At 63.7% G+C, this 14,797-nt stretch carries 16 protein-coding genes and 1 pseudogene; 14 read left to right on the plus strand and 3 right to left on the minus strand.

Going from position 1 to position 14,797, the window contains the following annotated elements; genetic code table 11:
- Positions 1-14 precede the first annotated feature (14 nt).
- The 3 genes from GM676_RS05985 (at position 15) to GM676_RS05995 (ending at position 3,720) form a co-directional block, all read left to right on the plus strand.
- Positions 15-1,787: a DUF885 domain-containing protein gene (locus GM676_RS05985; protein WP_155462503.1), complete on the plus strand. Its 1,773-nt coding sequence runs from the start codon at positions 15-17 to the stop codon at positions 1,785-1,787.
- Between the two features lie 108 nt (positions 1,788-1,895).
- Complete coding sequence (locus GM676_RS05990; protein WP_170304231.1) at positions 1,896-3,155, plus strand: DUF945 family protein; 1,260 nt, start codon at positions 1,896-1,898, stop codon at positions 3,153-3,155.
- Complete coding sequence (locus GM676_RS05995) at positions 3,133-3,720, plus strand: nucleotidyltransferase family protein (RefSeq protein ID WP_155462505.1); 588 nt, start codon at positions 3,133-3,135, stop codon at positions 3,718-3,720. Before GM676_RS05990 ends, GM676_RS05995 begins: the two co-directional genes overlap by 23 nt.
- On the opposite strand, the gene GM676_RS06000 is transcribed toward GM676_RS05995, so the two are convergent.
- Positions 3,717-4,349 carry a sigma-70 family RNA polymerase sigma factor gene (locus tag GM676_RS06000; RefSeq protein WP_170304232.1) on the minus strand — a complete coding sequence of 211 codons (633 nt, stop codon included), beginning with the start codon at positions 4,347-4,349 and terminating at the stop codon, positions 3,717-3,719. The two genes, GM676_RS05995 and GM676_RS06000, sit on opposite strands and share 4 nt — an antisense overlap.
- 150 nt (positions 4,350-4,499) lie before the next feature.
- Here GM676_RS06000 and clpP point away from each other — a divergent pair, with 150 nt between their 5' ends.
- Entirely contained in the window at positions 4,500-5,084 is a 585-nt protein-coding gene (clpP, locus tag GM676_RS06005) for an ATP-dependent Clp endopeptidase proteolytic subunit ClpP (RefSeq protein WP_371866128.1), read from the plus strand.
- Here the strand turns inward: clpP and GM676_RS06010 are convergent.
- Complete coding sequence (locus GM676_RS06010) at positions 5,081-5,971, minus strand: NAD-dependent epimerase/dehydratase family protein (protein WP_155462507.1); 891 nt, start codon at positions 5,969-5,971, stop codon at positions 5,081-5,083. The genes clpP and GM676_RS06010 overlap by 4 nt on opposite strands.
- Before the next feature lie 281 nt (positions 5,972-6,252).
- Between GM676_RS06010 and GM676_RS06015 the strand changes: the two genes are divergently transcribed.
- The 8 genes from GM676_RS06015 (at position 6,253) to GM676_RS06050 (ending at position 11,955) form a co-directional block, all read left to right on the plus strand.
- Positions 6,253-7,116: an urease accessory protein UreD gene (locus GM676_RS06015; RefSeq protein WP_155462508.1), complete on the plus strand. Its 864-nt coding sequence runs from the start codon at positions 6,253-6,255 to the stop codon at positions 7,114-7,116.
- A 14-nt stretch (positions 7,117-7,130) separates the two neighbouring features.
- Positions 7,131-7,433 (plus strand): urease subunit gamma, encoded by a 303-nt coding sequence (locus GM676_RS06020; protein WP_155462509.1) that lies wholly within the window; start codon positions 7,131-7,133, stop codon positions 7,431-7,433.
- 12 nt (positions 7,434-7,445) lie between these two features.
- Positions 7,446-7,772: an urease subunit beta gene (locus tag GM676_RS06025; protein WP_155462510.1), complete on the plus strand. Its 327-nt coding sequence runs from the start codon at positions 7,446-7,448 to the stop codon at positions 7,770-7,772.
- Positions 7,773-7,780: 8 nt separating this feature from the next.
- On the plus strand, positions 7,781-9,481 hold the full coding sequence (ureC, locus tag GM676_RS06030) for an urease subunit alpha (RefSeq protein WP_155462511.1): 1,701 nt from the start codon (positions 7,781-7,783) through the stop codon (positions 9,479-9,481).
- A 2-nt stretch (positions 9,482-9,483) separates the two neighbouring features.
- Complete coding sequence (gene ureE, locus GM676_RS06035) at positions 9,484-9,993, plus strand: urease accessory protein UreE (RefSeq protein ID WP_155462512.1); 510 nt, start codon at positions 9,484-9,486, stop codon at positions 9,991-9,993.
- 94 nt (positions 9,994-10,087) lie between these two features.
- Positions 10,088-10,768 carry an urease accessory protein UreF gene (locus GM676_RS06040; protein ID WP_155462545.1) on the plus strand — a complete coding sequence of 227 codons (681 nt, stop codon included), beginning with the start codon at positions 10,088-10,090 and terminating at the stop codon, positions 10,766-10,768.
- A 13-nt stretch (positions 10,769-10,781) separates the two neighbouring features.
- Positions 10,782-11,396: an urease accessory protein UreG gene (gene ureG, locus GM676_RS06045; protein ID WP_155462513.1), complete on the plus strand. Its 615-nt coding sequence runs from the start codon at positions 10,782-10,784 to the stop codon at positions 11,394-11,396.
- 10 nt (positions 11,397-11,406) lie between these two features.
- The gene (locus GM676_RS06050) at positions 11,407-11,955 is read left to right on the plus strand and encodes a HupE/UreJ family protein (protein ID WP_155462514.1); all 549 of its coding nucleotides are present in this window, start codon (positions 11,407-11,409) and stop codon (positions 11,953-11,955) included.
- Positions 11,956-11,958: 3 nt separating this feature from the next.
- Here GM676_RS06050 and GM676_RS06055 read toward each other — a convergent pair whose 3' ends face one another.
- On the minus strand, positions 11,959-12,576 hold the full coding sequence (locus GM676_RS06055; protein WP_155462515.1) for a 1-acyl-sn-glycerol-3-phosphate acyltransferase: 618 nt from the start codon (positions 12,574-12,576) through the stop codon (positions 11,959-11,961).
- A gap of 140 nt (positions 12,577-12,716) precedes the next feature.
- Between GM676_RS06055 and GM676_RS06060 the strand changes: the two genes are divergently transcribed.
- Both GM676_RS06060 and GM676_RS06065 read left to right on the plus strand, forming a co-directional pair.
- On the plus strand, positions 12,717-14,057 hold the full coding sequence (locus GM676_RS06060; protein WP_155462516.1) for a sigma-54 dependent transcriptional regulator: 1,341 nt from the start codon (positions 12,717-12,719) through the stop codon (positions 14,055-14,057).
- A 182-nt stretch (positions 14,058-14,239) separates the two neighbouring features.
- Positions 14,240-14,797, plus strand: a pseudogene (locus GM676_RS06065) (hypothetical protein); the annotation flags it as partial.

A 14,797-nucleotide genomic window follows, 5' to 3' on the forward strand; every position in this document is an offset into this window, starting at 1 on the left:
CAACCTGGAGTCATATGGATAAGAAGCTCAGCACCGCTATCGCGGGCGCATGCATGCTGTTGTGCCTTGGCGCGGCTACCGCCGCACCAGTGGCCAAGACAGGCCCCTCGGACGCCCAATTCAAGGCGATCTACACGCAGGAATGGAAATGGCGCCTGAGCCAGAAGCAGGAAGATGGCGAGGATGACGATGACAGCGGCGTTTCGCCATCGCTGCCGCGCATCGACGCCGCCACCCAGAGCAAGCGCCTGGCCTATTGGCAGGGCGTGATGAAGAAGCTGGACGGCATCAAGGAAGGCCAGTTGTCGGCGCCGGAGCGCATCAACTATCAGGTGTACAAGGCGCAGATCGCGGCCTTCATCGCCGCCCAGCAGTTCCGCGAATATGAAAAGCCGCTGAACGCCGATACCGCCTTCTGGTCCAACATGGCGGGCACCGCGCGCCGCCCGATGACCAAGGAAAAAGAATTCCGCGATTATCTGAAACAGCTGGCCGACGTGCCGCGCTACTTCAACGACGAAATCGTCAACATGCGCGCCGGCATGGCGCGCGGTTTCACGCCGCCGAAAGTCACGCTGGTGGGCCGCGATGGTTCCATTACTTCAGTGACCGAGGCGAAGACGCCGCAGGACACGGTGTTCTACCTGCCGTTCAAGACCATGCCGGCCGCCATGCCGGCGGCGCAGCAGGAGGAACTGCGCGCGCAGGCGGTCCAGGTGATTCGCGATACTGTGATCCCGGCGCACCAGTCGCTGTTGAAGTTCATGCGCGAGGAATATGTGCCGAAGGCGCGCGAGGAACTGGCGGCCGAGAGTCTGCCGGACGGTAAAGCCTACTACCAGTCGAAGATCGTTGAATTCACCACCACATCGCTGACGGCGGACCAGATTCATCACATCGGCCTGGAGGAAATGGCCAAGATCCGCGCCGAGATGCTGGACGTGATGAAGAAGGTTGATTTTAAAGGCGATCTGCCAGCCTTCCTGCAATTCCTGCGCACCGATCCGCAGTTCTACGCCAAGACGCCGGAGGAGCTGCTGATGCGCTCCGCGTGGGTGGCCAAGAAGTTCGACGGCAAGGTGTCGCAGTACTTTGGCTATCTGCCGCGGCGCCGCTTTGCGGTGATTCCGGTGCCGGACGACCAGGCGCCGTTCTACACCTCGGGCCGTGGCGGTCCGGGTGTTTATCTGGTCAACACCTACAACCTGCCATCGCGCGCGCTGTACAGCATGCCGGCGCTGACGCTGCACGAATCGGCGCCGGGCCATGCCTTCCAGATGCCGGTGGCGATGGAGCAGAAGGGCCGTCCACCGTTCCGCAACGCTTACATTTCGGCCTTCGGCGAAGGCTGGGCGCTGTACAGCGAACGTCTCGGCGTGGAGATGGGCATGTATGAAACGCCGTACGAAATCTTCGGCATGCTGAGTTATCAGGCCTGGCGCGCGTCGCGCCTGGTGGTGGACACCGGCGTGCATAGCAAGGGCTGGACGCGCAAACAGGCGCAGGATTACCTGCGCGAGAATACCGCGCTGTCCAATCACGAGATCGAGACGGAAGTGGACCGCTATATTTCATGGCCGGGCCAGGCGCTGTCCTACTATCTGGGCGAGATGAGCATCATCAACGCGCGCAAGAAGGCGGAGAAAGCGCTGGGCCAGAAGTTCGACATCCGTGCCTTCCACGACACTGTGCTGCAACTGGGTTCGGTGCCGTTGCCGGTGCTGGAGGCGCGTATCGACCAGTTCATCGCCGAAGGCGGCAAGAGTCCTTATACAGACTTGCAGTGAGAAAGTGTGTATTTCCGGAGCGGGTCGGTTGGCTACAATAGTGGATCTCTGACTTCTTCCGGTATCGCTTTGAAAAAGACTCTACTCGCACTCACCACGGCTGGCGCCATGCTGGCCGTTTCCGCCCACGCCCAGGAGGCGCAGCAACTCCCCGAGCTCCTTACCAAGGAAAACACCGCCACGCTGTCGCAAGCGATGAAAGAGCTGCGCGCCGCGCACGGTAATGAGCGCAACATGGTCAAACTGCTGGACGCGCAGGCCAAATTCGAGTTTTCGCCCGAATTGCGCCCGAAGCTGAAAGAAATCTTCGGCACCGAGCGTCCTTTCGTCACGCAGCGTGTGCCTGGCGGCGCCAAAGGCCAGATCAACTACGTCACCAGGCTGGCGCCCTATCTGTGGGTGCAGGGGAATGGCACGGACTTCAGCTGGGCTGAACTGACGGCGAAGATCTCGACCGACAAGACTGGCCGCGGCATGAACGCGACGGCGGTCTGGCCGTCGCTGGTGATCGCGCGCCAGGAAGGTTCGGCGCACTTGCAGAATATGAGCATGACCAGCAAGCAGCAGCGCGGCGCGGACGGTGTTTCGTATGGCACGGCTACCTTTGGCATCGGCTCCATCGTCGTGCGCGACGCGGCGGTCGGTGGCAAGGACGCCAGGGAGTTGGTGCGCTTTGAAGACATGCAGGCGCGTTCCGAGTCGGTGCGCCGCGGCAGCATGGCGGAAATCGGCTATCGCTCGTCCACCAAGGCGATTGTGTTTGGCGCGGAGCGCGTTGAGCGCGTCAACCTTGGCTTCCGCCTGACCAATATCCCGGCCAAGGCGATGGCGGAACTGGACCAATCGCTGCGTGCGCAGGAAGAGAGCCAATTGGCGCCCGAGGCGCAGCAGGCACTGATGATGCGCCAGCTGAAGGACTTCGGCAAGCGCCTGATCCAGGCTGGCGCGGTGCTGAATATCGAGGATATCAGCGCGGCGTATCGCGGCAATGTGGCGGCGATCAAGGGCCGCATCACCTTCCAGAAAGCGGTGGAAACGGACTTCGACAGCATGGCCGCGCTAGTGAAGAAACTGGTGGCGCATTTTGAGGTGCGGGTGCCGGTGGCCCTGATCAAGGATATCGGCCGCGCCATCGTCAGCAAATCGGTGCCGCCGGATACGCCGGATGCCGCGAAACAGATCGAGGCCGGCGCGGACGGCCTGGTGAGCGTTGTCGTCGGCAAAGCGGTGACCGAAGGTTTTGCCGTGGTCGAGAAAAACGAACTGCGTTCCAATATCGACTTCAAGGATGGCCAGTTGACCATCAACGGCAAAGTCATCGACCTGTCCAAGCTGAATTTCAAGAATGAACCCAAGCCTGCCCAATGAGCTGGAGCAGCGGCTGTGTGAACTCGCGCGCGCTTCCTCGTGGTTCGCGCCTGCGCTGAAGGCGGCGCGCGGCCTCGGGCTGTCTTCCTGGTGCCTGGGCGCCGGCGCGGTGCGCAATCTGGTGTGGGATGCGCTGCACGGCTATACCACGCCGACGCAGCTGGCCGATCTGGATCTGGCGTATTTCGATGCGTCGGACCTGAGGCCTGAACGGGACGCCGAACTGCAACGCCGCCTGTGCGAAGCGATGCCACGCACCCCGTGGGAGGTCACCAACCAAGCGGCGGTGCATCACTGGTTTGAGGCGCATTTCGGCCATGCGGTAGAGCCGCTGCAATCGCTGCACGAAGCTGTTGCCTCGTGGCCGGAGTACGCCACTGCGGTGGGGCTGTGTCTTCACGCGGACGATTCGATCGAAGTGATAGCGCCGCATGGACTGGAAGACCTGTTCAACTGCGTCATACGGCGCAACCCGGCGCGGGTCAGCATCGATACTTACCGCATGCGGGTCGCGCAGAAGAAATACGCGCTGCGCTGGCCGCGCGTGACGGTGGTCGCGCTCTAGGCAGCGAGACAGTAGACGGCGTCATTCGCGCTGGCGCCCAGCACCGATATTGGCTGCTCACCACCGAGCAGGGTGATCACGGCTGGCACGTCCATGCCATTGATGGCTGCCTGGAAGCGTCGGACCAGATCGCGATTGAGTTTCTCGCTGCTTGCTTCCGCCTCGCGCAGCCGGCGGCGCGCGCGTGCCAGATATTGGCGTGCATTGGCCGGTTTGGTGCCAAGCACCGCCGCGATATCGGCATGCCCGCATTCCAGCACCTCATGCAGCACCAGCGCCAGACGCTCCGCGGGCGACAGGCATGACAGCATGCGCAGCAGCGCTTCTTCCAGTTCCGCGCGGCGTAGCAGATCTTCCTCCGGCAGCGCGGGCGCTGGCTCCGGCGTCAACTCGGCGGCGACATGGGCTGTCGCCAGATCCCGCGCGCGCTTGCGCAGGCGGTCTATCGACTGATGCCGCACCACGGTGGTCAGCCATGCGGCCGGCGTGGCCAACGCCGCGCGATCGGCGCTCTGCCATTTGAGAAAACAATCCTGCACGATATCCTCGGCCTCCGCCTCGCTGCCCACAATGCGGCTGCTGATCGCTTTCAGGCGTGGGCGTAATTGTTCGAACAGGATGGCATCCATGGCGAATCTCCGGTAAAGGGCTGGTTCCCTATGACGCTCGGCGCGGCGCGAACGTGACAAGCCGGCGATATTTTTTCGCGCTGTCACACGGCGCCCGTCCGCAAGCGTCATGCGGACAGATATTCCCACTTTACCGCAAAAGGAGCTGCCGTGATCCCAACCGTCATCGAACAAACCGCACGCGGCGAACGTGCTTTCGACATTTATTCCCGCCTGCTGAAAGAGCGCGTGATTTTCCTGGTGGGGGAGGTGACCGAGCAATCGGCCAACCTGCTGGTGGCGCAATTGCTGTTTCTGGAATCGGAGAATCCGGAGAAGGATATTTCGCTCTACATTAATTCGCCGGGTGGCTCGGTGTATGCAGGCATGGCGGTGTACGACACCATGCAGTTCATCAAACCGGATGTATCGACCCTGTGCACCGGTTTTGCCGCCAGCATGGGTTCCTTCCTGCTGGCGGCGGGCGCGATCGGCAAGCGCTATGCCTTGCCGAACGCCCGCATCATGATCCACCAGCCGCACGGCGGCTCGCAGGGCGTGGCGGCCGATATCGAAATCCAGGCGCGCGAGGTGCTGTACCAGCGCCACCGCCTCAACTCCATCCTGGCCGAGCGCACCGGCAAAACGCTGGCGCAGATCGAAAAGGATTCGGACCGCGACAACTACATGTCGGCCCGGGAGGGTGCCGAGTATGGCCTGATCGACCGCGTGCTGACCGTGCGTGAGGTGGATTAGCGCAGCATGTCGTTGGCGATCCAGTCCAGCACTGGCGGGCGATGCGGCTGCCAACCCAGTTTGCGGGCGCGCTCGCCGCGCACGCGGCTGTTGGAGCCGAGGCCGTAGGAAGCCATCTCGTAACCCCATTCTTGCTTGGCCTGATCGAGCGGCCAGTCCTGCGGCTCGCCCATCTGCAAGGCCTTGGCGATGGCGGCGCTCATGTCGCGGAAGGCTGCTTCGCCACTTTCCACAAAGTAGAAGGCGCCGGCTTCGGTTTTTTCCAGTGCCAGCAGGTACAGGTCGACCACGTCGTCAATGTGCACGTTCGACCAGATGTTGCGGCCCGGGCCCACGTGGCGCACGATGCCGCTCTTGCGCGCCTGTTTCAGCAGGCGTGGCAACTGCACCGAGTCGCGCGGCAGCGCGCCGTGGCCGTAGATCAGCGTATTGCACAGTACTGCGGAACGCACACCTTGGTTGGCCGCGTCGAGCACCAGTTGGTCGATGGCGACGCGCGCGGCTTTATCTGGCGTAGGTTCAGGCAGATTATCTTCGTGGTAGATCTGATCCGTGCCTTCGCCGCCGGACGCATCGCCGACGATGCTGGAACCGCTGGTGTGCAGGAACACCTTGCCCGAACCGGCGAGGGCTTCGACAAATGCCTCCACCGCCGCGCGGTTATCGCTGCTGGCGGCGTTGATGACGGCATCCGCCGCCTGCGCCTGCATGATCAGCAATTCGCGGTCCGTCAGCGAGCCAAGCACGCCGGTGACGCCGATCTTGTTCACTTCTTCCAGTTGCTCCGGCTTGCGTACCAGACCCACGACTTCATGCCCGGCCTTGACCAGGCCAGCGGCGATCGAGCTGCCAATAAAACCAGCCGCGCCGGTGACGAATACTTTCATGCTGTGCTCCATTCAAATCGGGAAGACAGCAGTATGGGGATGAAACAGGGACGCAAAAAGGCGGCAACGCGCAAAGATCAATTGAGCGAAGTTCAACAATCAAAACACGAAGGCGGCGGCGCGAAATCTGTCTTGCGCCGGCGCGCCGTCAATTCTAACTGTGATCCGCACCAACTTGGTGCGCAACGCTGCGTGACGGTGCGCCGGGGCGCGGAAGAGGGGAGTTTCTGCTGGCACAAGGATTGCATAGGACGGAACATTATTTATTCTGTATTCCCCCCATGCCTGATTGCACCGTATCGCGTGACTTCGCCGCCAGCACTGGCCATAGTGCCTGGCAGGCCAGTCTCACCCTCGGGTTTGCGGACGATGCCGGCACCACGCGGCTATTCGACAAGATCCACTATGGCCCGCTGCGTGTGCAGAAGGCGCTGTACCCGGAAGACGCGAAAGTCTGCCAGGCCATCATTGTCCATCCGCCGGGTGGCGTGGTCGGCGGCGACAAGCTGGAGATCGATATCGGCGTCGGCGACAACGCCCACGCTTTCATCACCACGCCCGGCGCGGCCAAATGGTACAAGGCCAACGGCAAGGTTTCACACCAGGCGGTGCACCTGCATGTGAACCAAAACGCCGCACTCGAATGGCTGCCGCAGGAGACTATTTTCTTCGACACCGCCGACGTGGTGCTGGACCAGCATATCGAACTGGCCGCCGGCGCCACTTTCCTCGGTTGCGAAATCCTGTGCATGGGCCGGCGCGGCTCGGGCGAAGTATTCAACACCGGCCGCATTCGCCAGCGCAGCAGCATCCGCCGCGAAGGGCGCTTGATCTGGTGGGAGCAGGGCGACATGATCGGCGGCCTTCTCGATAGTCCGCTCGCGCTCGACCGCCACACCGTGTGCGCCACGCTGATCGCGGCCGGCAAGCCGCTGCCGGCCGCTGTGCTGAATGAAATCCGCGCCGACATCGCCGCCGATGGCGAGCATGTTTTCGGCGTCACCCCAACCAAGGGCGTGCTGGTGGCGCGTCATCTCGGCGACGACAGCGAAACCGCGCGCCGCCTGATGCTCACCGTCTGGCGCCGCCTGCGCCCGCATCTGCTGGGACGCGCGGCCGTCACACCGCGCATCTGGCAAACCTGAGAGAGAACATAGACATGGACCTGACTCCACGCGAAAAAGACAAGCTGTTGATTTTTACCGCAGGCCTGGTGGCGGAACGCCGCCTTGCACGCGGCTTGAAGTTGAACTACCCGGAAGCGGTGGCGCTCATCACCTGCGCCATCATGGAAGGTGCCCGCGACGGCAAAACTGTCGCAGAACTGATGTCCGACGGCACGCGCATACTCACGCGCGCCGACGTCATGGAAGGCATCCCCGAAATGATCCCTGACATCCAGGTCGAAGCGACGTTCCCTGATGGGAGCAAGCTTGTGACTGTCCACAATCCCATCCCCTAAAAGGAGTTCATCATGATCCCAGGCGAATACAAGCTTGAAGAGGGCGAGATCGGCCTTAACGAAGGCCGCGAAACCGTCACCGTCGTCGTCACCAACCAGGGCGACCGTCCGGTGCAAATCGGCTCGCACTTCCATTTTTTTGAAGTCAACTCGGTGCTCAAGTTGGAGCGCTGGAAGGCCTACGGCATGCGCCTGAATATCGCGGCCGGCACCGCCGTGCGCTTCGAACCGGGCCAGCAGCGCACCGTGGAACTGGTGAAGCTGGACGGCGATCAGGAAGTCTATGGATTCAACGGCAAAGTAATGGGCAAGCTGGCCTCCACACCACCCAAAGAATAAAGGCTCTCATGGCTACAATCTCGCGCCGCGCCTACGCGGAGATGTTCGGTCCCACCACCGGGGACCGCATCCGCCTGGCCGATACGGAACTGTTTATCGAAATCGAGAAGGACTACGCCATCTATGGCGAGGAAGTGAAGTTCGGCGGCGGCAAAGTGATCCGCGACGGCATGGGCCAGTCGCAGCGCGTGGCCGCCGACGTGATGGATACGGTGATCACCAATGCGGTGATCGTCGACCATTGGGGCATCGTCAAGGCGGACATCGGCCTGAAGAACGGCATGATCGCCGCCATCGGCAAGGCCGGCAATCCGGACATCCAGTCGCATGTGACGATGGCGATCGGCGGCGCGACCGAGATTATCGCGGGGGAGGGCATGATCGTCACCGCCGGCGGCGTCGACACGCACATCCACTTCATCTGCCCGCAGCAGATCGAGGAGGCGCTGATGAGCGGCGTGACCACCATGATCGGCGGCGGCACCGGTCCCTCGGCCGGCACCTCGGCCACCACCTGCACGCCGGGGCCGTGGCATTTGCATTCGATGTTGCAGGCGGCCGATGCCTTCCCGATGAACCTTGGTTTCCTCGGCAAGGGCAACGTCAGCCTGCCGGCGCCGCTGGAAGAGCAGGTACGCGCCGGCGCCATCGGCCTGAAACTGCACGAGGACTGGGGCAGCACGCCGGCCGCCATCGACAACTGCCTGACGGTGGCCGACAACATGGACATCCAGGTCGCCATTCACAGCGATACGCTGAACGAGGGCGGCTATCTGGCCGACACGCTGGCGGCGTTCAAGGACCGCACCATCCACACTTTCCACACCGAGGGCGCGGGCGGCGGCCACGCGCCGGACATCATCGCGGCGGTGGGCGAATCGAATGTGCTGCCGTCGTCGACCAATCCCACGCGGCCGTACACGGTCAACACGCTGGACGAGCACCTTGACATGCTGATGGTGTGCCATCATCTGGATGCCGCCATCACCGAGGACGTGGCGTTCGCCGAATCGCGCATCCGCCGCGAGACCATCGCGGCCGAGGATATTTTGCACGATATCGGCGCCATTTCGATGATGTCGTCCGACTCGCAGGCCATGGGGCGCGTCGGCGAAGTCGTGATGCGCACCTGGCAGACCGCGCACAAGATGAAGGTGCAGCGCGGGCCGCTGGCGCCGGATACTTCGCGCGCGGATAACTTCCGCGTCAAGCGCTACATCGCCAAGTACACCATCAACCCGGCCATCACGCACGGCATCGCCCATGCGGTGGGTTCGGTGGAAGTGGGCAAGATCGCCGATCTGGTGTTGTGGAAGCCGGCCTTCTTTGGCGTCAAACCGTCCACCATCCTCAAAGGCGGCATGATCGCGGCCGCGCAGATGGGCGATCCGAATGCGTCGATTCCGACGCCGCAGCCGGTGCATTACCGGCCGATGTTCGGTTCCTACGGTGGCGGTTTGAAGAAATCGTTCACGTTTGTGTCGCAGGCCGCGTATGACGCCGGCATCGGCGACCAGCTCAAACTGAATAAAACGCTGATCGTGGCCAGGGGCATGCGTGCGCTGCGCAAGTCGGACATGATTCACAACGCGCTGGCGCCGAAGATGGACGTCAATCCCGAAACCTATGAAGTGCGCGCCAACGGCGAGCTGCTGGTGTGCGAGCCGGCCTCGATTCTGCCGATGGCGCAGCGCTATTTCCTGTTCTGATTATGCTGACCTTACATACCAAGATTCCTCACGCCGAGGCGATTGCCGCGCAACTGGTGCTGCCTTATGAACTGCGCGAGAAGTGCCGCCTGCGCGCCACGCTGGACACCGGCGAGGACGTGGCGGTGTTCACCGTGCGCGGCACGGTGCTGCGCGACGGCGATCTGCTGACCGGCGAAGACCAGCGCGTGGTGCGGGTGGTGGCCGCGCCGGAGCCGACCTACAAAGTTACATGCGCCGATGCGCACACGCTGCTGCGCTGTGCTTTCCATCTCGGTAATCGTCACACGCAGGCGCAGGTGGGCGACGGCTTCCTGCGCATCCGTGCCGATGCGGTGTTGAAGGAGATGCTGGCAGGGCTGGGCGCGACGGTGGTGGAGGAGTCGGCGGCGTTCGAGCCGGAGTCCGGCGCGTATGGCGGCGGCCACGGGCACCATCATGACCATGGCCACGGCCCATTGGCGCCGATCCCGCTGCGTCAGAAAATCCACCGTCCGGGCGATCCGAAATGAACCTTCGCGCGTCGTCCCGGCGCAGGCCGGGACCCAATGTACGTTTGCCCGGATGCTCAGCATGGGCCCCGGCCTTCGCCGGGGCGACGTGGTGATGCAGGCGGCGGCGCTCCTGCATCTGCTGCAATTCGCCAGTCCGGCTTTGCCGATCGGCGCGTACAGCTATTCGCAAGGGCTGGAGGCGGCGCTGGAAAGCGGGGCGGTGCGCAACGCCGATACCGCGCGCGCGTGGATCGTGCGCCATTTGCATGAGGTGGTGGCGCAATGGGAAGCCCCCATCGCATGGCGCCTGATGCAAGCATGGTCGGCGCGCGACTGGCAAGCCGTCGGTGACTGGAGCGAAAAATTCATCGCCTCGCGCGACAGCGCCGAATTCCGCGCCGAGACCATCCAGATGGGCTACTCGCTCACCAGGCTGGTGGCGGAATTGGGCATCGCCGATGCCGACATGCTGGCGCAACTCCAGCGCGAACCGGAGGTCGCATTGCCCACCGCCTTCGCCTGCGCCGTCGCCGCACTGGAGATCCCGCACGCCGAAGCGCTGCTGGCCATGCTGTTCGCATGGGCCGAGAACCAGGTGCTGGTGTGCGTGAAGTCGGTGCCGCTGGGGCAGGTGGCGGGCCAGCGCATGCTGCTGTCGCTGCGCGAAGAAATCGAAGCCGCCGCCCGCTACGCGCAAACCGTCAGCGACGACGACATGTGCAACTGGGCGCCGGGCCTGTCGCTGCTGTCGATGCAGCATGAAGTGCAATACAGCCGTTTATACAGATCCTGAAAGAGCAAACATTATGAACACTTCCAATCCTCTCCGCGTCGGCATCGGCGGCCCTGTGGGCTCCGGCAAGACCGCGCTGTGCGAAATGCTGTGCAAGGGCATGCGCGACCACTACGACATGGCCGTCATCACCAACGACATCTACACCAAGGAAGACATGGAGATCCTGCTGCGCGCGGACGCGCTGCCGGCCGAACGCCTGATGGGCGTGGAAACCGGCGGCTGCCCGCACACGGCGATCCGTGAAGACGCGTCGATCAACCTGGAAGCCATCGCCCGCATGCAGGCCGATTTCCCCAATCTGGATCTGATCCTGGTGGAATCGGGCGGCGACAATCTGGCCGCCACGTTTAGTCCTGAATTGTCCGACCTTACCATCTACGTGATCGACGTAGCCGGTGGCGAGAAGATTCCGCGCAAGGGCGGTCCCGGTATCACGCGTTCCGATCTGCTGATCATCAACAAGACCGACCTGGCGCCGCACGTCGGCGCAGACCTCGACATCATGGCGCGCGACGCCAAACAACAGCGCGGCAGCCGTCCCTTTATCTTCACCAATCTGCGCAGCGGCGAAGGCGTGACCAAGGTGATCGACTTCATTCGCGAACAAGGCCTGTTAAGCCACTAAGGAGAGAACAATGAAAAAAACCATCACCGCCATCGCCCTCGCTGCCGCCAGCGGCGCCGCCTTTGCCCACACCGGCGCCGGCGCGCATTCGCACGGCTTCCTGGCCGGCTTCGCGCACCCGTTTACTGGCCTCGATCACTTACTGGCCATGCTGGCGGTCGGCGCATGGAGCGTGCGCCAGCCGAACGCCAAGTGGCTGCCGGCCACCTTCATCGGCATGTTGTTGATTGGCATGGCGACCGGCGCCGCCGGCCTGACGGTGCCGGGACTGGAAACCGGTATCGCCCTGACGGTGGCGTTGATGGGGGTCTTGCTGGCCGCCGCCGCGCGCCTGCCGGCGGCGGTGAGCGCGGTGATGATCAGCGCCTTCGCCATCTTGCATGGCAATGCGCACGGCCACGAACTGCCACAGGCGATCAGCGCGGTCGGTCTGCTGGCCGCCAGCCTGCTGCTGGTCTACGGTGGAAATCTGCTGGGTCGCGTCAGCCCGGCGCTGGCCGTCAAGGCATCGGGGGCGGCCATCGCCGCTACCGGCATCGTGCTGGCGGCGACGGCGTAAGATTTACTTGCGTTCGTCGCTGCGGCGTTCTTGCAGCACGACGGGCGCTTCGTTTTTCGGATACAGGCCGCGATGGCCGGCGTAGACGGCGGCGATCGCCGCCATGTCGGCTTGCTGGTCGCCGGTCAGGTGCAGGTGATCGACCACGCCCAGCGTCTTGTTCGGATAGTCGATGTACACAAGGCACAGCGGCACCTTGGCCTCCAGCGCCAGATGATAGAAGCCGCTCTTCCAGTGCGGACGATAGCTGCGCGTGGCTTCCGGCGTGATGGCCAGCCAGTACCAGTCGGCCGCATTCATGCGTTCGGCCTGCGCGCGTATCATGCCTTGCGGCGCGCTGCGGTCGACCGGCTCGCCGCCCAGCGAGCGGAACCAGCCGCCCAGCGGTGTCTTGAACAGCGAATCCTTGGCCAGCCAGCGGAACGGCAGGTTCAGTGTCCATTTGCCGAACAGGCCGACCATGAAGTCCCAATTCGAGGTGTGCGGATACACCACCACGATACCGCGCGGGCCGGGCAGGGGACGGTACAGCATGCGCCAGCCGAACAGGTTCAGCGTGCGCAATGCCGCGCGCTGGCCCCAACCGGGCAGCGTGGCCGGCTTCAATTCATATTCGTTCATCTCACCACATCCCGTTTTTTAATCTATATGAACTATTGACAGGTTGTTATTCACCTGTTCAAAAAAGCAGCGCGCATTCTATATTGGGCTCGACGGTGGCACAAGCTTGAACTTTTCGCATCATTGCCCGTCCAACCAGCATGACGACGAATTCGATACTCTGTGTGGGCGTCGGCGTACCGAGTCTGCCGGCGGACTGGGAAGTGATCCCGGCGGCCACACCGGCGGAAGCGCGCCGTCATTTCAAGACACGGCCTTGCACCGTTGGCCTGCTATTGGCGCGGGAGACGGACAATTGCGAAGAGCTTCACGCCTTTTTGCTGGAGCACTGGTGCGTCCACTGGATCGCCGTGCTGCCGCCGGCCATGCTGGAGCTGGCCGCATGGCGTCAGCTGGTGCGCGATCATTGCGACGACTACCATACCGCGCCGGCCGACAGCCAGCGGCTGCGCCATGCGCTTGGCCACGCGCTCGGCATGGCGGCTTTGCGCGCGGACGATGTTGCGCCGCGTGCCGCCAGCGATGCCACGCTCACCGGCCGGAGCGCCGCCATTACGCGCCTGCGGCGGCAGATCGGCAAGGTGGCGGCGGCCAGCGCGCCGGTGCTGATCTGGGGCGAGAGCGGCAGCGGCAAGGAGTTGGCGGCGCAGGCGGTGCACGCGCATTCGCCGCGCCGCAAGGGGCCGTTCGTGCCGATCAACTGCGGCGCGATCCCCGCCGCATTGATTCAATCGGAACTGTTCGGTCACGAGCGCGGCGCCTTTACCGGCGCGGCGCGCGACAAGCGCGGCCTGATCGAAAGCGCGCAGGGCGGCTCGATCTTCCTCGATGAAATCGGCGACCTGCCGATGGAGCTGCAAGCCAACCTGCTGCGCTTCCTGCAAGAGAAGACGATTTACCGCGTTGGCGGCACGCGCAGCATCGCGGTTGATGCACGCGTGATCGCCGCCTCGCACGTCAATCTGGAGCAGGCGGTGCGGCGCGGCGCGTTTCGCGAGGATCTCTATTACCGCCTGAATGTGCTGGCGCTGGATGTGCCGCCGCTGCGCGAACGGCGCGACGATCTGCTGCCGCTGGCCGAACATTTCTTTCATACGTTTTACAGCGAGCGCGCGCCGCGCGTCAAAGGATTCAGCAGCCGCGCGGCGCAAGCGATACGCGAATACGACTGGCCCGGCAATGTACGCGAGTTGATCAACCGCGTGCGCCGCGCCATGGTGATGGCCGAGGGACGTCTGATCGCGCCGCAGGACCTGGGCCTGGCGGCGGACGCGGCGGCCGGCGCGCCGATGCAGCTGGACGACGCCCGCATCCGCGCCGAGCGCGACGCCATCGACGCCAGCCTGCTGCGCGCCGGCAGCAACATCACGCTGGCCGCGCGCGACCTCGGCGTATCGCGCATGACGCTGTATCGCCTGCTGGCCAAGCATGGCATAACCGCACCGTCGCGTGCAGGTTACACCGGCGCTCAGAGTGAATGAACGCCGCGTTGTCACACCGGTGTGACGTGATGCAGCCGCACAGCGCCGCCATATCGCCGCGCGGATGCGGATACTCCTTGCGGATCAAGGCCTTGCCGCCGATGGCATCGGGCTTGCGAAGGAGGTGGGACCGGGGGACAGATCCCCGGTCCCATTTCTCAAACTGTAAGGTAGGAGCAGCTATGAAAAAAAACTTGATCGGCGCACTGATCGTAATGGCCTTTGGCGCACAGGCTTACGCCCAAACGGCGACCACGCAATCCGGCGCGGGCCCGGCCGCCAACGACAATTCCAACACCACCCAGGACAACAGCACTCGCAACCAGAACAACAATAACAATAGCACTGGCGGCGCCAACGCCAGCGCGCTGGCGGGCGTGGCCGCCAACAACGGCGGCACCGCCACTTCGGCATTCAGCAACTCGTTCAACACCTCGACCGCCAACGCCACCAGCACCCTGAACGGCACGGTGGGCGGCAATATGATCTACGGCGTCGGCAACTACGCCACCAACAACGGCAACAGCACCGGCGGTGGCGCCGGTGGCGGCGCGGGCGGCGAAGCCTACGGCGGCAACGCACGCGGCTGGGGCGGATATGGCGGCGAAGCCTATGGCGGCGATGGCGCGGCCGGCGGCACGGGCGGGCGTGCGCGCAACGGCAGCGCATCGAACGGTTCACCGTATGTGGGCGGCAGCATGGGCGGTAACGGTGGCGCCGGCGGTGCGGGCGGTGCGAGC

The sequence above is a fragment of the Duganella radicis genome (assembly GCF_009720825.1).
Taxonomy (GTDB): Bacteria; Pseudomonadota; Gammaproteobacteria; order Burkholderiales; family Burkholderiaceae_D; genus Rugamonas; species Rugamonas radicis.